This is a genomic window from Pseudomonadales bacterium (genome assembly GCA_024234435.1).
Taxonomy (GTDB): Bacteria; Pseudomonadota; Gammaproteobacteria; order Pseudomonadales; family Porticoccaceae; genus JACKOF01.
On the sequence record JACKOF010000002.1, the window covers coordinates 520,745 to 541,385 of the forward strand.

15 protein-coding genes are annotated in these 20,641 nt (G+C 51.0%); 9 read left to right on the plus strand and 6 right to left on the minus strand.

Annotated elements, in window-relative coordinates; translation table 11 throughout:
* The first annotated feature begins 98 nt into the window (after window positions 1-98).
* The 8 genes from H7A02_12450 to H7A02_12485 are packed head-to-tail and all read left to right on the plus strand — an operon-like array spanning window position 99 to window position 12,328.
* The gene (locus tag H7A02_12450) at window positions 99-509 is read left to right on the plus strand and encodes a response regulator (GenBank protein ID MCP5173066.1); all 411 of its coding nucleotides are present in this window, start codon (window positions 99-101) and stop codon (window positions 507-509) included.
* A gap of 37 nt (window positions 510-546) precedes the next feature.
* Entirely contained in the window at window positions 547-909 is a 363-nt protein-coding gene (locus tag H7A02_12455; protein ID MCP5173067.1) for a response regulator, read from the plus strand.
* Between the two features lie 18 nt (window positions 910-927).
* Window positions 928-1,464: a purine-binding chemotaxis protein CheW gene (locus H7A02_12460; GenBank protein ID MCP5173068.1), complete on the plus strand. Its 537-nt coding sequence runs from the start codon at window positions 928-930 to the stop codon at window positions 1,462-1,464.
* Between the two features lie 60 nt (window positions 1,465-1,524).
* The gene (locus H7A02_12465; GenBank protein MCP5173069.1) at window positions 1,525-4,056 is read left to right on the plus strand and encodes a chemotaxis protein; all 2,532 of its coding nucleotides are present in this window, start codon (window positions 1,525-1,527) and stop codon (window positions 4,054-4,056) included.
* A 21-nt stretch (window positions 4,057-4,077) separates the two neighbouring features.
* The gene (locus H7A02_12470; protein ID MCP5173070.1) at window positions 4,078-4,920 is read left to right on the plus strand and encodes a protein-glutamate O-methyltransferase CheR; all 843 of its coding nucleotides are present in this window, start codon (window positions 4,078-4,080) and stop codon (window positions 4,918-4,920) included.
* Window positions 4,921-4,928: 8 nt separating this feature from the next.
* Window positions 4,929-10,925 (plus strand): Hpt domain-containing protein, encoded by a 5,997-nt coding sequence (locus H7A02_12475; protein ID MCP5173071.1) that lies wholly within the window; start codon window positions 4,929-4,931, stop codon window positions 10,923-10,925.
* Between the two features lie 6 nt (window positions 10,926-10,931).
* Window positions 10,932-11,840 (plus strand): chemotaxis protein CheB, encoded by a 909-nt coding sequence (locus H7A02_12480; protein ID MCP5173072.1) that lies wholly within the window; start codon window positions 10,932-10,934, stop codon window positions 11,838-11,840.
* Complete coding sequence (locus tag H7A02_12485) at window positions 11,837-12,328, plus strand: chemotaxis protein CheW (protein MCP5173073.1); 492 nt, start codon at window positions 11,837-11,839, stop codon at window positions 12,326-12,328. The genes H7A02_12480 and H7A02_12485 overlap by 4 nt, the downstream gene beginning before the upstream one ends.
* A 96-nt stretch (window positions 12,329-12,424) precedes the next feature.
* Here the strand turns inward: H7A02_12485 and H7A02_12490 are convergent, their stop codons facing one another.
* Entirely contained in the window at window positions 12,425-13,450 is a 1,026-nt protein-coding gene (locus tag H7A02_12490) for a helix-turn-helix domain-containing protein (protein ID MCP5173074.1), read from the minus strand.
* A 90-nt stretch (window positions 13,451-13,540) separates the two neighbouring features.
* Here H7A02_12490 and H7A02_12495 point away from each other — a divergent pair, with 90 nt between their 5' ends.
* Window positions 13,541-15,445, plus strand: a complete 1,905-nt coding sequence (locus H7A02_12495; GenBank protein MCP5173075.1) for a beta-ketoacyl synthase — start codon at window positions 13,541-13,543, stop codon at window positions 15,443-15,445.
* A gap of 11 nt (window positions 15,446-15,456) precedes the next feature.
* Here H7A02_12495 and H7A02_12500 read toward each other — a convergent pair whose 3' ends face one another.
* The 5 genes from H7A02_12500 to H7A02_12520 are packed head-to-tail and all read right to left on the minus strand — an operon-like array spanning window position 15,457 to window position 20,640.
* The gene (locus H7A02_12500) at window positions 15,457-16,182 is read right to left on the minus strand and encodes a 16S rRNA (uracil(1498)-N(3))-methyltransferase (GenBank protein ID MCP5173076.1); all 726 of its coding nucleotides are present in this window, start codon (window positions 16,180-16,182) and stop codon (window positions 15,457-15,459) included.
* A gap of 1 nt (window position 16,183) precedes the next feature.
* Window positions 16,184-17,023: a methylenetetrahydrofolate reductase [NAD(P)H] gene (gene metF, locus H7A02_12505; protein MCP5173077.1), complete on the minus strand. Its 840-nt coding sequence runs from the start codon at window positions 17,021-17,023 to the stop codon at window positions 16,184-16,186.
* Window positions 17,024-17,059: 36 nt separating this feature from the next.
* Entirely contained in the window at window positions 17,060-18,463 is a 1,404-nt protein-coding gene (locus H7A02_12510; protein ID MCP5173078.1) for an adenosylhomocysteinase, read from the minus strand.
* Window positions 18,464-18,465: 2 nt separating this feature from the next.
* Window positions 18,466-19,620: a methionine adenosyltransferase gene (locus H7A02_12515; GenBank protein MCP5173079.1), complete on the minus strand. Its 1,155-nt coding sequence runs from the start codon at window positions 19,618-19,620 to the stop codon at window positions 18,466-18,468.
* Window positions 19,621-19,638: 18 nt separating this feature from the next.
* Window positions 19,639-20,640 carry a metalloregulator ArsR/SmtB family transcription factor gene (locus H7A02_12520; GenBank protein MCP5173080.1) on the minus strand — a complete coding sequence of 334 codons (1,002 nt, stop codon included), beginning with the start codon at window positions 20,638-20,640 and terminating at the stop codon, window positions 19,639-19,641.
* Window position 20,641 lies beyond the last annotated feature (1 nt).

A 20,641-nucleotide genomic window follows, 5' to 3' on the forward strand; every position in this document is an offset into this window, starting at 1 on the left:
TGCTGATTAAACCGTGTTTTGGTCCGCAAAATTATAGATAAAGCAGTTTGATTGTGTTAAAAGTTCAATCTTTACATTAACAACGTGGAGTTGTTTGCATGGAAGGGGATTTGCAAGACATCAGAGTGATGGTTATCGACGATAGCAACACGATTCGCCGTACAGCGGAAACGCTTTTAAGCAAAGCGGGTTGTGAAGTTGTCACCGCGACTGATGGGTTTGATTCTCTGGCAAAAATTGCCGACTGCGAGCCGGATGTTATTTTTGTGGACATTATGATGCCCCGGCTGGACGGGTATCAAACCTGTGCCCTGATTAAAAATAACAGTCAGTATCAGAATACGCCGGTAATTATGTTGTCGAGTAAAGATGGGCTGTTTGATAAGGCAAAAGGCCGGATTGTTGGTGCAGATGATTATCTCACCAAACCGTTTAGCAAAAGCGAGCTATTTGAAGTGCTTGAGCGGTTTGTGAAGAAACCATCGGCAGCAGGATCAGACCTTGAGTAACAATCACCCATAAATTGTTTGAAGGGGAACGGATACCATGGCAACGGTACTTATAGTTGATGACTCCAAGGCAGAAACACACCACTTATCGAGTATGTTGGAGAAAAACGGACACAAGGTCGTGTCTGCTGAGAATGGTGATGCCGGTGTCGAGATGGCCAAACAGCAGCAACCGGATCTTATCCTGATGGATGTGGTGATGCCTGGTTTGAATGGCTTTCAGGCCACAAGGCAGCTCAGTAAATCTGAACAGACAGGCCACATACCGGTAGTGATTGTCAGCGCCAAGGATCAGGAAACAGATCGTGTATGGGGGCTGAGGCAGGGCGCAAAAGCGTTTCTCACCAAGCCGGTTAGCGAAAAGCAGTTGTTAGGGGTTATCAAGGAGCTCACAGGGTAATTCGTTGCAAGGGAGCTTATGTCAAAACAAGAAGCGTTTAATACACTATTAGCTGTTTCTCGGCGTTATGCGTCGAGTGCTCAGGGTCTGCCCGCCCAGGTGGATGTGGCGCCTACCAAGGCAGTAGTTTGTTTTTCCCTGTTGGGTACTAACCTTGCGGTGGCTCTGGATGAAGTGGCAGAGCTGCTGGAAATGCCCCAGACAACGCGGCTGCCGCGGGTTAAAGGCTGGATCAAGGGGGTTTCCAATGTCCGCGGTCGACTGCTGCCGGTGATAGATTTTGCCAGCTTTCTGGGAGGGGTGATCAGTACTCCTCCAAAACAGCAGCGTGTGATTGTAATTGAGATTCAGGATGTTTTTGTGGGGTTGGCTGTGGATACTGTTTATGCCATGCGCCACTTTCGTCTTGACTCCTATAGCCAGTCTGCCCAGTCTTCCCCGGCTGCATTGCACCCTTATCTGGAGGGCAGCTTCAAGTATGAGGGGGAGGACTGGTATCTGTTCAGGCCTGCACGATTGATACAAGATCCCCAGTTTATGGCGGTTGCGGCCTGAAATCGGCTCATATATATGAAAGTTAATAATTTGATAAATGCTCGCTCGGAGTAGCTGAAAATGAAAAAAGGAACCCAGAGATCAAAAACCAGTTTTTCCATTGCACTGTTATTTGTGCTGTTGGCAGTGGTGGTGGCCTTTCTTGCCTATAACCTGCAAACAGTTTTTCAGAAAACTGCTGATGACCAGGATAGCCTGCAACTGGCTTCGGAAATTCGGGCGGCATCTTATCGTTTAATGGGACTGTCTCGTGAAGCGACGGCTGGCCAGGAAGAGTCCTTTGCAGAGTTGCAAGCTGTAGTCGATGGAATTCAGGTTGATTGGAAGGCTTTGAATGAGTCCGTGAAGTTGGAAATGCCTGTTGACCGTCTGGCAGAGTTGGATGTTATCTGGTCGCGTTTAAAAAGCAGTGCGGAGACATTGATTGCTGATAAAGAGACAGTGATTTTCTTGAATCAGGTTGCCGCACAACTGAATGAAACCCTGCCGCAGTTGCAGCAGGAGCATACGCAGGTTGTTGAGATACTGCTGGAAAATAATGCACCGGCTGATCAGGTGGCGGTAGCGCAGGCGCAGTCATGGCGTGCAGAGCGGATTGGTCGGAATATCGACAAGATGCTGGCGGGCGGGGATGACTCAGAGGCTTCCGCTGATCAGTTTAACCGAGATGCCAACCTGTTTGGGCGGGTTCTTGCCGGTATGCGCAGCGGCGATGTCGCGCTGGGTATCAGCCGGATTACTAACCGCAATGCGAAGACGAGCCTTGACAGCATTACCTCGCGTTTTGAGTTTGTAAACAGCTCCATTAAAGAGATTTTTGAGGCAACTCCGGCCCTGTTCGCTGCTCGTCAGGCGAACGAAGCGATTCTTAATGATTCTCCTATTTTTCAGGAGAAGATCAGTCAGCTGGCGGATGCGATTGCACTGCTGCCCCAGCAACGGGAGCTGACCAACCAGACGGCACTGATTGCTGGTGGTGTTGCGATAGGTTTGCTGGCCCTGATTGGTTTACTGGTTTATGCGGGAACACGACGCAGCCTTCGGGAAACGGCCGAAACCAATGAAAGAAGTCAGCAGGCTATTTTGCGACTACTGGATGAGATTGGCGATCTGGGTGATGGTGATCTCACCGCCCACGCGACCGTATCCGAAGACTTCACCGGTGCGATTGCCGACTCCATCAACTATGCGATTGACCAGCTGCGTATTCTGGTCAAGCAGATTCAGGAGGCTTCATCGAATGTATTTGCTGCGGCGAATGAAACCCGTACAACGGCTGAACAGCTAACTGAATCGGCACAGCACCAGGCTCAGGAAATTGCCGGTGCTTCCGCGGCGATTAACGAGATGGCAATTACCATTGATCAGGTTTCGTCGAATGCCGCTGAATCGGCAGTGGTGGCGGATCGCTCTGTATCGATCGCCAAGACAGGCGCTGAGGTGGTACAAAACACTATTGGTGGTATGGATACTATTCGTGAACAGATTCAGGATACGTCGAAGCGTATCAAGCGGCTGGGTGAGAGTTCCCAGGAGATTGGTGACATCGTATCGTTGATTAATGACATTGCCGATCAAACCAATATTCTGGCACTGAATGCGGCTATTCAGGCGTCGATGGCGGGTGATGCCGGTCGAGGCTTTGCGGTGGTTGCGGACGAGGTGCAGCGACTGGCGGAACGTTCTGCGGGGGCGACCAAGCAGATTGCCTCTCTGGTTAAGACTATTCAAACCGATACCAATGAAGCGGTTAGCTCCATGGAGCAAACCACCTCCGAAGTTGTGAAAGGTGCTGCTCGAGCACAGGATGCGGGTGTGGCGCTGGAAGAAATTGAAACCGTATCAGCGAACCTGGCGGAGTTGATTCAGGATATTTCCACCACAGCGAGCCACCAGGCAACAACAGCGGGTCATATTTCCGGCACCATGAACGTGATTCAGGACATTACTTCGCAAACCCTTGCCGGGACCAGTAATACAGCCCGCAACGTTGGTGAGCTGGCAGAGTTGGCTGTTGAGCTGCGCAACTCGGTATCCGGTTTCCGTCTTCCCGATGGTCTTATTACACCAGTGAGTGAATCCAGCGCAGGGTCAACAGTTAAGGATCTGGCAGAGCCCGAGAGTTTGACCAGTGAACTTGCAGAAGTAGAGCGTGCAGATACAGCTGCCAATGAACAAACATTGGAAGATGATGAGCTGTTGAATCTTGATGATGAGGGTTCTGGCAAGGTTGCCGCGTCAACTGTTTCCGATGAACTACTTGATTTTGATGATCATTTAATCGATATGGAAGACGAAGACATGGAAGAAAAAACATCGGTCAGTGCTTCCATGGACAGCCTCGCGGATGAACTGATGAGTGAGGAAGGTAGCTGGGACTCATCAGTGGAGGCCAGCGACTTCGAAAAACAGACTGACCAGGAATTTGCAGGCGTCATTGACTTTGAATCCGATACAGCGGAAGAGGGCGATAACTTTACGATTGATGTCGATGAGCTCGACCTGTCAGAGATTGAAGCAGAACTTGGTTTAACAGACGAAGATCTGGGTGAGGATGTAGACGAGAAAGAGAAAACTGACAGCCTGGTTTAAGTTTTGAGCATCGAAATGTCAATGAGCGAGCAATCATTGCCTGAGTTAACCACGGCCCAGTTTAGTTGTTGGCGAGCGTTGATTGAGGAGTATGCGGGCGTACAAATTGCACCTGATCGAGAGGCGTTTGTGCGTCTTGGGGTGCGTCGACGCCTTGAGGAGCTGGGTGAAAGTAGTTTCGATTCTTATTTTGAGAGAGTTAACGGCCTCGGCGGTGAGCAGGAACGACGGCTGATTTTCGACAGGATGCTGATTAAGGAAACGCACTTCTTTCGGCACCGACCTTCCTTTGACTTTGTTTCCCGTTCTGTTTTTCGGCAGATTTCGGAAGGCATGACCAGCACCAGTGCCTGGAGTGTGGGCTGCTCGACTGGAGAGGAAGCGTATTCCATTGCCATGGCAATCAATGCGGCATATGAGACTTGTGACAAAAAACCTTTGTTTGGTGTGGTTGGGAGCGATATCAGTCATCAGGCTTTAATGTCTGCCAGATCGGGTATCTATCATTCACGCCAATTGAAGCAGGTGACCGAGTTTGAAAAGCGGCAATACTTCACCGAAATGTCGGCGACAGAATTCAGTGTGTCAGAGTCGACTAAGAGGCGAGTCTGTTTTTTGAACAGCAATATCCTCAACATTCCAAAGCATTCGTTTGCCAATAATCTGGATATTATTTATTGCCAGAATGTACTGATTTACTTCAAGCGTTGGCGGCGCAGGGAAATTATTCAATCGTTGGCCCAGTGCCTGAAGCCTGGAGGCTTGTTGGTGTTGGGGGTGGGGGAGTGCAGCGAGCAGCCTTCACAGTTGCTGACCCGGGTGCCCGAACAAGGGGTGCTGGCTTACGTTAGAAGCAGTCGATAGGGGTTCAGATGGATCTAAAAGGAAAATTACAAGGCCTCGACTGGTTAATCGAAGAGGTTGAAGCCAGCTTGCAGCAAGCGGCAGAGGCCCTAGAAGCCTATGTTGCAGACCCGGATGACGAAACACAGATCCGTTTTTGCCTGGGCTACATTCATCAGGTAAACGGCTCACTGCAAATTGCTGAATGCCATGGTCCCCTTCTGTTGTCGGAAGAGATGGAGTCGTTGGCGGTACAGCTTCAAAACGGCGAAGTTAACAGCGTTTCCGAATCCTGCGATGTTCTGATTCAGGCCATTTTGCGCCTGCCGAACTATGTAAGACATGTTATCGCCACCCGCAACGACCAGCCTGAAACCCTGTTGCTCTTATTGAATGAATTGAGAGCAGTGCGGGCGAAGCCGCTGGTAACCGAGGGAGCATTTTTCTCGCCGGTGCTCAATGTGCCTGTTATGGGCTCATCCAGGCCCCTGCAAACACCGAATCCGCAGGCTTTGGGGAATTTGCTGCGCAAGTTGCGACAAATGTATCAATTCGCCGTGCTGGGTATAATCAAAGGCGAGAAGCTTAACCAGAATTTCAGCTATGCCGATAAGGTATTTTCCCGATTGCAGGAACTGAGCAAATTCTCAGTGCAGTACCCTCTTTGGGAAGTGGCAAAGGCTTTTCTGGAAAATATCTCTGGCAATAACATTCCTATAGGCGTGGCTGTTAAGGTTCTTTTCAGAGAACTGGATGCACAAATCAAATTGCTGGTTCAGGGAGGGGTCGCTGCGCTGAACACCAAGCCGCCGGAACCGCTACTGAAGAATCTGCTGTTTTATGTGGCCTATGGCGGCAGCAAAATGCCGGTCTCGGAGGAAGTCAGAAAGCAATACCAGCTGGATAATTCATTGCCTGATGGCGTGCCGGAAGCATACTCCCACCAATATCAGCCCGAAACATTACAGAATATCGTCAAGGAGCTTGATCGCGAGCTGGATCAGGCCAAGAAACAGATTGAAAGTTATGTTCTGGGTGATTGCGTTGAAGTGAAACTGCTGGAAGATGCAGGCACGATTATCCAGCGCATGTCCGATACTCTGGCGGTTGTTGGTGAACTGCCTTTGCGCAATAAATTAAAAGAAATTCAGGCTGCCATTACGGCTGATATCGACAGCGGAGGTAACGGTACCCGTAGCCAAATGATGTCAGTTGCTACAGGGCTGGTGGAAGTTGAGGCGGGACTTTTCTCCTGGATGGACAGTAATCAGCTGGGAGCCCGTCGTGGCGCACTGGTTGATGAGCGCCAATTTGAGGTGGGGCGTGCTCAGGAGACATTGATTCGGGAGGCGCGCAATGGCCTTGAGACAATTAAAGAGTCAATTGTTGATTTCATTGCATCCCAGTGGGACCGGCAGCGCCTGGAAGCAATTCCCCCGCTGGTAGACGATGTCGCTGCGGCGATGGATATGCTGAACCTGCCGCGGGCTCAGAGAATATTGAAAAACAGTAATCGCTATCTCGTTGAGCAGCTGCTTGACGGGGGTGTTGTGCCCGACTGGAACAGCCTGGACTCGCTGGCTGATGCTATTACCAGTATTGATTACTATCTTGAATTATTGGGCAACCAGGATGCTGAAAGTGATAACACCATTCTCGTTGTCGCCGAAAACAGTGTGGCTAAACTGGGTTATCCGGTTGGCAAAGAACCGACCACTCCTGTGAAAACCGTTGCTGACATAGATGAGGCGGAATTGAGCCGCGTTGACGGGCCAGCAGATGGCGGGTCAGTTTCTGAGGAAACTGAAGTCCCATCAGCAGAACAGCCAATGTCGGCCTCAGTCGATGAAGCGGTTGGGCGACAGCCTGTTGAACAAGATGAAGAAGAACTGGTTGACCCTGAAATCATCGAAATTTTCATTGAAGAGGTTGGTGAGGTTCTGGCGGCAATCAATGAGTTGTTACCGGTTTGGGCGGCGGACCCGGATAACCACAAGCCACTCATTGACATCCGCCGTTCCTTCCATACGTTGAAAGGCAGTGGCCGAATGGTGGCGGCTGATCATATTGGTGACCTTGGATGGGCGGTTGAGAGCTTGCTGAACAAGGTACTTGACCATCAGCTGGAAGCTAATGCGGGCACAGTACACCTTGTTGAGCAGGCCGTATCCGAGATTCCCGGAATGATTAAGCAGTTTGAATCATCGGGCGATAATCGGAAAACCAGTGAGGTTATTCGCCTGATTGATATGGCAGATGCGCTGGCATGTGGTGAAGAAATAGTGGTTTCTACCGAGCAGTCACCTTCAGAAAATATCGAAGCACCTGCAGTGGAAAGTACGGATATACAGCACAATAATGAAGTCCAGGAAGTCCAGGAAGTCCAGGAAGTCCAGGAAGTCCAGGAAGTCCAGGAAGTCCAGGAAGTCCAGGAAGTCCAGGAAGTCCAGGAAGTCCAGGAAGTCCAGGAAGTCCAGGAAGTCCAGGAAGATCTGTCTGTTGATTCCGAAGAGGAAGAGCACTTTCAGCCGGAGTGGCAGAGCGCCGAGGCTCAAACGTCTGTTGTCGAGTTTGTTCGGGAACCGCAAGAGGCAGCACCGGGAAATGGTGAACCTGAAGAAATACGCGCGACGGCTGATGATGAATTGCTGGATATTTTTATTGATGAGGCCGCACACCAACTCCAGGTTGTTGGGAACTTTGTTGCCGAGCAGCGCAGGGAGGCCCCCGTGTTTGCGATACCGGGTGCCGAGGTGCAAAGCGCTCTGCACACACTGAAGGGTAGTGCCCTGATGGCAGAGGTTCAGAACGTTTCCGAGCTAATGGTGCCGTTGGAGGAGTTTGTTAATGAACTTTATCAGTATCAGCAAAAAATCAACGCCAACATACTGACTTTACTCGGAGATGCCGTTTCTTCCACAACAGTCTGCCTGCAAAGGCTTCAGGAAAAAAGAATCGACAGCATGCCTGAGTTGCCTGCATTGCTAGCCAGCATTCGAGACTTGCGTGCAAACAGCATTACACCGCTGCTTGATGGTGACAGGCAGTCAGAGGGCGAAGCGTTTGCCGACCCGGTATTTTTGCAAGGCATGATGAGCTCGGGTATGAACAAGTTGTTGCAGGCCGAGTCATTATTGCGTGGCTGGCAAGCATCGCCTGATCAGCTGTCACCACTGTTTGAGTTGCAGCAGGAGCTGCTGTTGTTGCATGAAGCGTCAGAGCGGGCAGAAATTGCTCCTCTCGCCAGTGCTTGCTCGTTGCTATGTTCAATATATGATGCTGTTTCCACTAGGGCTCTCGGGCCGGAAGTGACGACGGTTGAAGATTTGCTCACCATTCACGATTCGCTGCTGCGTATGATTGATCAGGTCGCTGCGAGCCAGAAAGTCGATCCATTGTCGGATGTTCTTGTCGGGCGCATGCAAGCGCTGCTGGACGGTTTGTCAGACACCGGGGGTCAGGTTGTGGCTCACAGTCCGTCAGGACTGCAGGAATCTTTTGTTGAACCTGACAGTACTCTCATTGATGCTGTTCCCATTGAGGCTATAGATGAGGTAATACGGCCGGAGCCGCCTGCTGAAACTCAATCGGATAATGCTTCAGTTGGTGTGGATGACGGTGGTATCGACCTGGATAACCCGGACATCGATCTGGATATATTGCTGACATTTGTGACTGAGGCAGAAGACTTATTGGATGAATCTGATCAGGCATTGAGCCGCTGGTCGGAGGACGTCAACAACAATCAGCACCCGGAAGCGATCAAGAGAGCCTTGCATACCCTGAAAGGCGGAGCGCGGATGTCTGGCCTGACCGGACTTGGTGATATCAGTCACCGATATGAAGATGCTATTGAAGTGTTACAGGCCAGTAGAAAAACTCCTGAAAGCAGTGACTTCGATGATTTTGACCGTCAGCAAGGGGCGCTGGTCTCATCCCTGCAGCGAGTCAAAAAACTGCTCTCCGAAAAGGAGGCCGGTTTTTCTGAAGAGCAGCCAGTCAGTGCGCAGCCGTTAGAGCGGACAACGCCAGAGCCACAGGGCACCGGGCAGTCAGCAACTGAAAAATTGCCATCTGTTGTGGAAAATCAACCCAGTGATGCAGTGTCTGACCTGCCTGCTCAGGCCGAAGTATTGCCGTCGACGGCCGTGGCCAGTGCGCCGGTGATTGAGCGCAAACTGATTCAGCAGGAAATGGTTAAGGTTGCTGCGCCGAGGCTTGAGGAGTTGGTTAATCTTGCTGGTGAAACCAGTATTGCGCGTGGGCGGATCGAACAGCAGGTGAGCGAGTTTGGTTCTGCTCTGGATGAAATGGATGCGACCATTCAGCGATTACAGGATCAGGTGAGGCGGATAGGCATTGAAACAGACGCCCAAATGCTGTTTCGGCGGGAGCAAATTGAAGCCTCCGACATATCAGAAGACTTCGACCCCCTCGAAATGGACCGTTACTCCCAGCTACAGCAACTATCGCGAAGCTTGCTGGAATCTGCATCCGATTTACAGGATCTGAAAACAACCCTCAGCAACAAGGCCAGAGATGCAGAGACGCAACTGCTGGCACAGTCGCGGATTAATACCGACCTTCAGGAAAGCATGATGCGAACCAGAATGGTGCCTTTCTCGCGGATGGTGCCGAGGCTGCGTCGGATGGTTCGCCAGTTGAACGATGAACTTGATAAACATGTTAACCTCAAAGTGGCGAACGTTGACGGCGAAATGGATCGCTCTGTCATGGAGAATATTCTGGCACCGCTGGAACATATGGTGCGTAACTCCCTTGACCACGGCATTGAAAATCGCCCCGAGAGGGAAGCGGCGGGTAAGCTGCCAGAAGGAACCATAACCATTGATATGGCGCGAGAGGGTGGTGACATTCTGATACGTCTTTCTGACGATGGTCGGGGGCTGGATATTGACGCTATTCATAAACGTGCAATTGCTATGGGGCTTGTCAGCGAAACGGCCGTGCTTGAAGAACAGGAAATCGTCCAGTTTATTTTTCATGCCGGGTTTTCCACATCGCAGAATGTCAGTCAGGTATCGGGGCGCGGTGTAGGCATGGATGTAGTGCATAGCCAGGTGAGGCAGCTGGGTGGTGTGATAGAGACCCGGACCAGCGCAGGGCAGGGCACGCAGTTTACGATTCGCTTGCCTTTTACGGTATCGGTGAACCGAGCCATGATGATTCGTATCGGCGAAGATTTTTATGCCTTGCCACTGAATACGGTTGATGGGGTGGTGAGAGTCAGTCCGGCTGAGTTGGAGCATTACTATCGTTTTCCCGATTCGCGGCTCGAATACGCCGGAGGCCGCTATCAAGTCCGTTATCTGGGTAGCCTGCTAAGTGAAAATCTGTTGCCCATTATTGATCCTGCCGGTGAGTCAGTGTTTCTGGTGCTGGTGCATTCCGAGACCCGATTGTATGCCGTGCAGGTTGATGAGCTGTTGAGCAGTGACGAAATTGTTGTAAAAAGCCTGGGGCCGCAGTTCAGCTCGGTTCCCGGATTGTCTGGCGCCACGGTGCGGGGTGATGGCAGCGTCGTTGTTATCCTTGATTTATTGGCATTGTTGAGAGCTAGAATTGCCATTGGAGCAGGTGTCGAAGTACTGAGTCACGAGCAATCGAAAGCCGCTGGAGAGGAGGCGTACATCCCAACGGTGATGGTTGTGGATGACTCGGTAACGGTCAGAAAGGTTACCGGCAGACTTCTTGAGCGGGAAGGCTTTAGAGTCATCACGGCGAACGATGGTGTTGCTGCAATGCGATTGCTGCAGGATGAAAAACCGGATGTGATGTTGCTGGATATTGAAATGCCCAGGATGGACGGATTTGAAGTTGCCAGCCGGGTGAAGGGTTCCAGTCTCTGGAAAGATATTCCGATCATTATGATTACCTCCCGGACCGGACAAAAACATCGGGACAGGGCGTTTGCCTTGGGGGTCGATAAATATCTCGGCAAACCGTTTCAGGAAGAAGCGCTATTGCAGACCATTGATGAAATGCTCAACGTTCTTGTGGAGTAATCAAGCATGACCGTGAGGCTCGGGGTTGTTGCTGATAGTCCATATGTTCGTTATGCGATTCAATCAGCGCTTGCTGATTCAGGTTTCAACGTGAGCTTCCCGAAAGAGGCTCACGGGTCATTACAGCAGGGAAATATTGATATCTGGTTACTGGTTGCTGCTGAAACCAATCAGCATGTGTTGTCCTCGTTTGATTATCAAAAGGTACCGGTGCTAATTCTTGATGAAGCAGTGCCATCGGTAGCAAACAGTGAATTTTCGGTATGGAAAGAGCGTCTGAGCGCGAAGCTACTCACTGCCCTGACGCAGCGGCGGGAAACTGATTGCGAGGCCCCTGCCCGATGTTTGTGGTTGCTGGCAGCATCAACAGGCGGGCTGGATGCGGTGGTTAAATTTCTGAAGCAGATTCCCCGCTCAACGGTCGGGCTCGGTTTTGTTTATGCTCAACATATAGAGCTACAGCAAACCCGGCATCTGGTTGACGTTATCGAACGAGCAACAGCTTGGTCGGCGAAGGTTGTGGCTGATGGTGACTATCTGTCAGAGGGGCGGGTATCCATCATTTCTCCCGGTTTTGAAACTGAAATTGGCAAGGGGGGGCGGATTCGTATGCTGGGCCACCCCTGGCAGGGGCCACATAAACCTGCGATAGATCATATTGCTGCGGATGTTGCGAGGCAATATGGGGCAAATTCAGGGATGATTGTTTTTACTGGCATGGGTGATGATGGCGCAAAGGGCAGTCGCTTTATTTCCAGAAGTGGTGGCCAGGTCTGGGTACAGTCTCCTGACAGTTGCGTTGCTGCCAGCATGCCTGAGGCGGTATTGAGCCGAGGGCGTAGCAATGGTCTGGCGGATGTCGCGTCTCTGGCTGAAAAATTTAATCAATATTGTCTCAGGAGTTTGCCTGTATGAGCCAGTTATCGTTAGTGAATGCCGATTTGCCGGCAGTCGTGGATAGTCTGATTGTCGAATTGTCTGATGACAGGCTGCTGATACCGATGTCGGCAGTTGCCGAAGTTGTTCGGGAAGTAAAGCCGCAGTCTGATTCTTCGATGCCGCAGTGGATGTATGGATGGCTTGATTGGCGGCACATGAGAATACCTCTTTGCTCTTTTGAAGGGCTATCTGGCAAACCTGCTCCGGCTTTGCCTGTGCCAGCACATGCGCTGGTGGTGAACACGTTAAATGGAGGTGAAGAGCTACCGTTTTTCGAGTTATTGATTCAGAATTTTCCCGGTCCGGTGCGGGTTGCAGAGGATGATGATGTGCAGCAGGTAGAGATGACAGCAGGTGAAACGGACAGTGCATTTTTGATGAAGCTGATACTGGATAAGCAAACGGCTTTTATTCCCGATCTGGAAAAGGTTGAGCAGCTGATACTGAAATATCTGAACGGGTAGCGGTTCTTACCCTGCTCCCGATTCGTATTTTCGGCCCTTCCTCATTTATAAAATTGCGTCGTGCATTTGCGCAGAATCGTTACACAGAGTGACAGATCAAGTCCTGTTTTGATGGCTGAAGAGTTTGGCGCGAACCGTTTCCCGGTATTTCCTCGGTGAGGTATGGAGTTGTTTGCTGAATTGGCGACTGAACGCACTGGCATCGGCATAACCGCAATGAGCGGCAATTTCAGCAATTGACAGGTTCGACTGTTTTAGCAATTCACTGGCGTTCTTCAACCGAATTCGTTGCAAATATTGTAGTGGTGTTACAGCCAGAGCCTGTTTAAAGCGGCGATCAAAATTGCGCAGGCTAAACCCGAACTGTGCCGCCACTTCGGCAATCTTGATGGATTGCGAGAAGTTGTCTTCCAGCCAGATTTGTGCCTGAACAATGTTTTCATCGGGGTGGTAGTCCACCTGATCATCAAAATAGCCCACAGGGTTGAAGGCATTTCTTACTTCGTGAAAGAAGTTTCTTTCTACCTGTGAAGCCACGGCCCGGCCGTGTTGTCTGAAAATCAAATGTACCATTAACTGCGCAACGGCATTCACACTGGCCGCGCAGTAAATATTATTGGATCTGGTAATGAAGTAGTTGCGCTTCAAGGCCACCTGCGGGTAGTCCTTTTGAAATCGGTCAAAATAATGCCAATGGGTTGTCGCCGGCTGATTGTTCAGCAACCCGGCTTCTGCGAGAAAGCAGGCCCCGGTACCGACGGCTGTGATAATTGCACCCTGTGCGGCCTGATCGCGGAGCCAGGGTAAATACGCCTGATAGCGGCGCAGAGCGGGGCGGGGGTTCCGCCACAGTGCAGGCAGGTTAATTATGCTGCAAACATCTGTCTGGTCGAGTGTACACGTCGGCACCAGGTTAAAACCGGAGGGTGAAGTGACAGGTTCCATGGAGATGGAAACGTTGATGGTCTCGATGGCCTGATGTTGAGTGGTTGTTGCCTGGTTTGCTGCTTCGGCCATACGCAACATTTCTATAGGCAGCGTGGCACTGGTGGCAAGAAGGTTGTCGTAAAGCAGTGTGGCAACTTTCAGGGGTTTTGGGGGGGTGGGGGCTTTTGTGACCATATTGGCAAACTATATGGCTGTTTTTGCATAATATCAAACTCATTCGTTTGATAGACTGAACCCAGATTTGATCGGTTCTCAGGAGCAGAAATGCAGGCACTCCCAGTAATTGTTGGTTATGGCGGATATAACGCTGCGGGTCGCAGTTCGGGTGACCAGGCTTATCGGCGAATTGTGCTGGAAAGCATCAGCGCCGATCAAAAACGGCAAACCATCGTCGGGTTGGCCTGTTTAATGAATCTGGTGAGCTGGGTTGATGGCAGCTATCAGGATCAAAAAGGCAGCATTCTTTCCGCAGCAGAAGTGGAAGCGCGCTACGAAACGGCTGTGTGTGAAGGCACATTAATTCGCCGTATCAGCCCTGAGTTTTTCGACTGTGATCGCACGCCCTGGAATCAGAAAATGGAGTTAGCGGGGTCAAAAGATGGCCCGGTCAAATTCCAGACCCGCAAGCGTTCTTTGCCTGTACAGGTGCCAGATAACTGGCGGGTCACCGAGCTGGATGGCGGGCAGGTTGAAGTGGTTATCGAAGGCAGTTTGTCCAGTCTAGTGGAGAGCAGTTACGATTTTCCTGTTAAGGCGGCAGGCCAGTTGCCTGCGGGCTTTAATCCAGGTGATACCTATAATTCCCGATTTCAACCACGAGGCTTGCAACTGGCCGTTTTGGGCGCATCCGATGCTGTTCATTCAATGGGAATTGACTGGCAAACGGTTTGTGACGCTGTCGAGCCTGATGAAATCGGTGTTTATGCCAGTAGTGTGATGAGCCAATGCTCTCCCGAGGGATTGGGTGGAGTTTTGGCGTCTCGGGCAAATGGCTCGAGGCCTACGGCAAAAATGATACCCATGTCCCTCAACAGTATGCCTGCAGACTTTGTGAATGCCTATGTGCTGGGCAGCGTAGGGCATTCGGAAGCGATTACTGGTGCCTGCGCCAGCTTCCTTTATTGCCTGCATGCTGGGGTGAGAGATATTGCGTCTGGTACACGGCGAGTTGCGGTGGTTGGCTGCAGTGAGGCGCCTGTTCTCAGTACGATCATGGAAGGTTATGCCAATATGGGTGCGCTGTGCACCGACGAATCATTGAAGAAGCTGGATGGTACTGAAACAACGGACCCACGTCGCTACAGTCGCCCGTTTGGTGGTAATGCAGGGTTTACGGTGGGAGAATCGTCGCAATACATTATTTTGATGGATGATGCGCTGGCCGTGGAGCTTGGTGCCAATATTCATGGTGCTGTGCCGGGTGTTTTCATTGATGCTGATGGGGTAAAAAAGTCGATCTCCAGTCCTGGGCCTGGCAACTACGTGACAATGGCCAAGGCTGTATCTCTTGCCGAAGCGATCCTCGGTGAAGAGGCTGTAAAAAAGCGCAGTATGGTGCAGGCACATGGCTCCAGCACGCCTGCTAACCGAGTCACAGAATCATTGATTTTTCACAAAGTAGCGGAAGCTTTTGATATCAGCGACTGGCCCGTTTCTGCAACCAAGGCATTTGTCGGTCATAGTATGGGCCCCGCCAGTGGTGACCAAATGAACATCACGCTTGGTATGTTCCATCATGGCATTATTCCCGGTATCAAAACGATCGATAAAATTGCGGATGATGTTTACGACGAGCGTTTGACATTCCCGTTAAAGGACCTGAATGTCGGTGAAGGTAATCTGGATGTCGCGTTTCTCAACTCCAAGGGCTTTGGTGGCAACAATGCTACCGCTACAGTGTTGTCACCCCAGGTGACCGAGAAAATGCTGTCTGCAAGATACGGTGCAGCATTTGCGGCTTACAAGGAAAGGCAGGACAAAACCCGTGTTGCTGCCGCTGCTTATATTGAGCAAGCTGACCGAGGCCAGCTAAACCCCATCTATCGGTTCGGGGAAGGCATGATTGATGATAGTGAGTTGCAGATCAGCAAAGAGAAGCTGGTTATTCCCGGGTTCAGTAAGCCTATTCCGATAAAATTTAAAAACCCTTACCAGGATATGTTGGTCTGACAGTTAGTCGGTCAGCCCATATCGCCCCACAGGAACTGGAAGATACTAATGGCGGCCAGTGGTGCCGTTTCGGTACGCATTACCCGTGGACCTAGAGTGAGCGGCTTGAATCCGGCTTGTTGTGCAGCATCGATTTCCTGCTTTGAGAGACCTCCCTCCGGCCCAACGAGCAGGGCAATAGAGTCTGGTGTTTCAGTATAGCTGTTCAGACTTTTCTCGCTGCGGTGATGAAGCACAAACTTTAGTCCTGCAGGGCTGTCAAGCCAGTCCTGCAGCGGTTGTGGTTGGGCAAGTTCCGGCAGCGTGTTGCGACCACACTGCTCACAGGCGCTGATTACAATTTGTTGCCAGTGGCGCATTTTCTTGTCCACGCGGTCGCCTTTCAGTTTGACTTCTGTTCGCTCGGTATAGAGCGGCGTGATTTTCTGAATGCCCAGCTCGGTCGCTTTTTGAACCACCATATCCATGCGATCGCCACGTGATATGCCAATGCCCATGTGGGTGGCGAGGGGAGATTCTGTCTTTCGGTCATCGAACTCGCCGACTGCCAGACGATGGGTCTTGCTTCCGGTTTCAGTCAGTCTGGCAGCGTATTCGCCGCCATTGCCATTGAATAGTGTGATCTGGCTGCCGGGCTTGAGTCGCAATACCGTCAAATGGCGCGATGCCATCGGATCCAATATCACGTCTTCTCCCGAGGAGAGTGGTTGACAGGTATAAACCCGAACTTCCCTCATGTCAGCCTTCTTTTACACCAAGATTACGGCAAAGGGCGGCATTCACATCTACCTGATTCATAGTGTAAAAGTGTAGCCCCGGTGCACCGCCAGCCAGAAGTTTTTCGCATAGGCGGGTGACGACCTCCAGCCCAAAGGCCTGAATGCTTGCTGTGTCTTCGCCAAACTGTTCCAGTCGCTGACAAACCCAGCGGGGAATTTCAGCACCGCAGTTTTCTGAAAAGCGCAACAGATTGCGATAGTTGGTGATTGGCATAATGCCGGGAATGATAGGCCGATCAATACCGGCTTTCTGGCATTGTTCGATAAAATAAAAGTAGCCGTCGGCATTGTAAAAATATTGGGTGATGGCTCTGCTTGCACCCGCTGAGAACTTTTCTTTTAACCAGTAAATATCCTGCTCATAGCTTTCTGCTTCCGGGTGAATTTCCGGATAAGCGGCTACCAGCAGTTCGAAATGATCACCAAAGTGACTGCGAATAAACGCAACCAACTCATTGGCATGCACTAGTTTGCTACCGCCTCCGAGTCCGGAAGGGCGGTCGCCGCGCAGGACTACAATACGGTCGATACCGGCTTTTTTATAGCTGCTCAGTAGTGACAGCATATCTTCTTCACTGGCGTTACCGAAAGACAGATGTGGCACTGCGCTGGAGCCGGAGTCATGAATCTCCATGACGATATCGCGGGTAAATTCACGGGTTGAGCCGCCAGCGCCGTAGGTGACGGAAAAAAACTCCGGCTGGAACTTTGCCAGCTCTAAATGAGTTTGGCGCAGTTTTTCTCGACCAGCATCGGTTTGCGGGGGGAAAAACTCAAAACTGATTGTTGTCTGTTTCATAAATGCTTAACTTTATTCTTCAATTGAGCTACGCCATTAATAGCGGTAACTGTCGTCTTTGAAAGGGCCGTTTACGGGAACATTAATATAATCTGCCTGTTCCGGTTTAAGTCTGGTAATGACACCTTCAAAGCCTTTCACCATATAAGCGGCGACTTCTTCGTCGAGGTGTTTGGGTAGTACTTCCACCTTGAGCATTTTTTCTTTCACTGTATCCTGATGGTCCGCATATCCCTGATCGTACAGGTAAATCTGCGCCAGCACCTGGTTGGCAAAAGAGCCATCCATAATCCGGCTGGGATGGCCAGTAGCATTACCAAGATTCACCAGCCTGCCTTCCGAGAGCAGTAATAAATGGTCACTGCTTTCCGTGTCGCGATAGACTTTGTGAACTTGCGGTTTTACTTCTTCCCACTGCCAGTTCTTGCGCATATAGGCGGTATCGATTTCGTTATCGAAATGACCGATATTGGAAACCACACAGCCGGATTTCAGCGCTTTCAGTACCTCCGCATCACAGACATTGAAATTGCCGGTGCAAGTCACCACCAGATCAATGGTGGACAGTAGAGATTTGTTAACGCCATTGGCCGGATCGCCGTCCACATAAGTGGAGACCACCTCAAAACCATCCATGCAGGCCTGCATCGCGCAGATGGGGTCGATTTCCGTTACGCGCACAATCATGCCTTCCTGGCGGAGTGATTGTGCAGAACCTTTGCCGACATCGCCGTAACCTATCACGAGAGCTCTTTTTCCCGCCAGCAAGTGATCGGTAGCACGCTTGATGGCATCGTTAAGGCTGTGGCGACAACCGTACTTGTTATCGTTTTTTGACTTGGTGACCGAATCATTCACATTGACTGCCGGTACTTTGAGTACACCCTTGTCGAGCATGTCGTACAGGCGGTGCACACCGGTAGTAGTTTCCTCGGTAATGCCATGAACATTTTCCAGCACTTCGGGAAATTTTTCGTGCAGCATGGCTGTCAGATCGCCGCCATCATCCAGCACCATATTGGCGTTCCAGGGTTTGCCGTTTTTCAGTATCTGTTGTTCCAGACACCACTCGTATTCCTCTTCCGTTTCACCCTTCCAGGCAAATACGGGGGTGCCATTGGCGGCAATAGCGGCAGCGGCGTGATCCTGAGTGGAAAAAATATTACAGGAAGTCCAGCGCACCTCCGCCCCCAATGCTTCCAGCGTCTGGATCAGCACAGCGGTTTGAATAGTCATGTGAATACAGCCCAGTATTCTGGCTCCGGCGAGGGGTTGTGTAGACCGATATTTTTCCCGCAACGCCATTAATGCGGGCATTTCGGTTTCAGCAATCGCAATTTCCTTATTGCCCCATTCGGCCAGACTGATGTCAGCCACTTTATAGTCGGTAAATTCGTTCACTGGATGTTCCTTAAATATCTTGGTATTCGTTGTATTCATGATTACAGAGCCTTTGCGAGCAAGCTGGCTTTATCGGTTTTTTCCCAGCTGAAACTTTCTTTCTCTCGGCCAAAGTGACCGTAAGCGGCAGTATCGCGATAGATGGGACGCTTCAAATCAAGCATTTCAATCAAACCCTGTGGGCGCAGGTCGAAATGCTCTCTCACCAGCTTGGCGATTTCGTCATCTGACAGCTTGCCGGTGCCAAAACTGTTGATGCTGATCGATGTTGGCTCGGCGACACCAATGGCGTAGGAAATCTGGATCTCACAGCGATCAGCTAATCCGGCGGCGACGATATTTTTCGCCACGTAGCGTCCAGCATAGGCCGCTGACCGATCGACTTTTGATGGATCTTTGCCAGAGAAGGCACCACCGCCGTGGTGGGCCATCCCGCCATAGGTATCGACAATAATTTTGCGGCCGGTTAAACCGCAATCACCCATCGGTCCGCCAATAATGAACTGGCCAGTGGGGTTGATATGGTAAAGCGTATCGCTATGCAGCCACTCCTCCGGTAGCACCGGACGAATAATTTCTTCACGCACAGCTTCCTGTAAATCCGCCAGTGAAATATCCGCTGAATGTTGGGTGGAAAGCACCACGGCATCTACCGCCACAGGCACGTTATTTTCGTAGCGCAGGGTTACCTGACTCTTGGCGTCAGGGCGCAACCAGGGCAAAACCCTGTTCTTACGCAGATAGGCTTGCCGTTCCACCAGTCGATGGGCGTAGTAAATAGGGGCTGGCATTAAAACCTCGGTTTCGTTACTGGCGTAACCAAACATCAGGCCCTGGTCCCCGGCACCGAGTTCTTTTGCCTCTCCCTCATCAACCCCCATAGCGATATCGCCGGATTGCTTGCCAATGGCATTGAGAACGGCACATGATGCGCCGTCAAAACCCACATCGGAGCTGTTGTAACCGATGTCGAGAATCACTGAGCGCACAATGTCTTCCAGGTCCACGTAGGTATTGGTTCTGACTTCGCCGGCAATAATCGCCATACCGGTTTTAACCAGTGTTTCCACGGCTACCCGCGAGTGGGGATCGTCGGCAATAATCGCATCCAGGATGGCGTCGGAGATCTGGTCAGCCATTTTATCTGGGTGCCCTTCAGAGACGGATTCGGACGTGAAAATGTTATAGGTAGACATAGTGATATTTCCTTTCTGTCAGCCGGTAGCTGACGGTTTAACAAATGCCTGCAACTGGATCTGGAACCCATTGCGTTGTGTAAGGTACAGGCTGTTACGGATTGATAAGCCCGCTGCTGTTGCCCAGCGATTCAGGTCTTCCGACTCAAAGCCGAGCCACAGATCACCACAGGACTCCCGGGTCCAGCTCTGGTTGTGCTGGCACAACTCTGTGATCAACAAGGAACCCCCTGGACTCAGGAGCCTGCTGAGATCCTGAAAAATCTGAGCAGGATCGGGCGTGTGGTGCAGCACCATATTGACGGTAATACAGTCTGCAGACAGTTGCTGCACTACTGCCCAGCGAGTATCACCGTGAAAGAATTCTATGTTGTCGAGTGCTTTTTCGGTCGCGAATTTTTTTGCGCGAGCCAGCATTTCGGCTGAATTATCCAGAGCGTAAACCTCACTGAAGCGAGGCGACAGATCTGCCAGAAAGTGACCTTCCCCCGGCCCTATTTCTAACACCCGCTCACCAGAAGGGTAAGCGGCGTCCAGAAACTCAGTAATACTGTTTCCGTACTGGGCATAACTGGCGATCAGATCCTGATTGGCTTGAAACTTGTCGGCATGTTGCTGGAAAAACTCCAGTGAAGCACGACTGCGCTCTTCATTGATCCGGGAAATACGTTTTTGCTGGTCCGTTGGTATCTGAAGCTGATCAATCATTGAAAACAGGGTTTGTTGCAGCAACTGGAGTTCTTCAATAGCGGCTGTCGGAGCGCGACGATAAAAGATAGAGTTGCCATCCCGGCGGGTCACCACCAATCCGGCGTTGGCCAGTACTTTCAGATGGTGGCTCATTCCAGATTGTTTTACATCCAATAATTGGCAGAGCTCCATCACACCGTAATCGTTGTGGTGTAGCAGGCGCAATATATTCAGCCGCAAATCGTCTCCGACCGCTTTGAAAAAAGCAGCCAGCAGCTCTCCGTTGAATGTCGGAGACAAGGACTCGAGATTTTTCGCGATATTCAGCATG

Bases quoted from the DNA above. Each gene is read 5' to 3' on its own strand.
- H7A02_12510 (MCP5173078.1), bottom strand. From the start codon at position 18,463: ATGAATACAACGAATACCAAGATATTTAAGGAACATCCAGTGAACGAA.
- H7A02_12520 (MCP5173080.1), bottom strand. From the start codon at position 20,640: ATGCTGAATATCGCGAAAAATCTCGAGTCCTTGTCTCCGACATTCAAC.
- H7A02_12475 (MCP5173071.1), top strand. From the start codon at position 4,929: ATGGATCTAAAAGGAAAATTACAAGGCCTCGACTGGTTAATCGAAGAG.
- H7A02_12500 (MCP5173076.1), bottom strand. From the start codon at position 16,182: ATGAGGGAAGTTCGGGTTTATACCTGTCAACCACTCTCCTCGGGAGAA.
- H7A02_12480 (MCP5173072.1), top strand. From the start codon at position 10,932: ATGACCGTGAGGCTCGGGGTTGTTGCTGATAGTCCATATGTTCGTTAT.
- H7A02_12490 (MCP5173074.1), bottom strand. From the start codon at position 13,450: ATGGTCACAAAAGCCCCCACCCCCCCAAAACCCCTGAAAGTTGCCACA.
- H7A02_12470 (MCP5173070.1), top strand. From the start codon at position 4,078: ATGAGCGAGCAATCATTGCCTGAGTTAACCACGGCCCAGTTTAGTTGT.
- H7A02_12455 (MCP5173067.1), top strand. From the start codon at position 547: ATGGCAACGGTACTTATAGTTGATGACTCCAAGGCAGAAACACACCAC.
- H7A02_12495 (MCP5173075.1), top strand. From the start codon at position 13,541: ATGCAGGCACTCCCAGTAATTGTTGGTTATGGCGGATATAACGCTGCG.
- H7A02_12450 (MCP5173066.1), top strand. From the start codon at position 99: ATGGAAGGGGATTTGCAAGACATCAGAGTGATGGTTATCGACGATAGC.
- H7A02_12485 (MCP5173073.1), top strand. From the start codon at position 11,837: ATGAGCCAGTTATCGTTAGTGAATGCCGATTTGCCGGCAGTCGTGGAT.
- H7A02_12515 (MCP5173079.1), bottom strand. From the start codon at position 19,620: ATGTCTACCTATAACATTTTCACGTCCGAATCCGTCTCTGAAGGGCAC.
- metF (MCP5173077.1), bottom strand. From the start codon at position 17,023: ATGAAACAGACAACAATCAGTTTTGAGTTTTTCCCCCCGCAAACCGAT.
- H7A02_12460 (MCP5173068.1), top strand. From the start codon at position 928: ATGTCAAAACAAGAAGCGTTTAATACACTATTAGCTGTTTCTCGGCGT.
- H7A02_12465 (MCP5173069.1), top strand. From the start codon at position 1,525: ATGAAAAAAGGAACCCAGAGATCAAAAACCAGTTTTTCCATTGCACTG.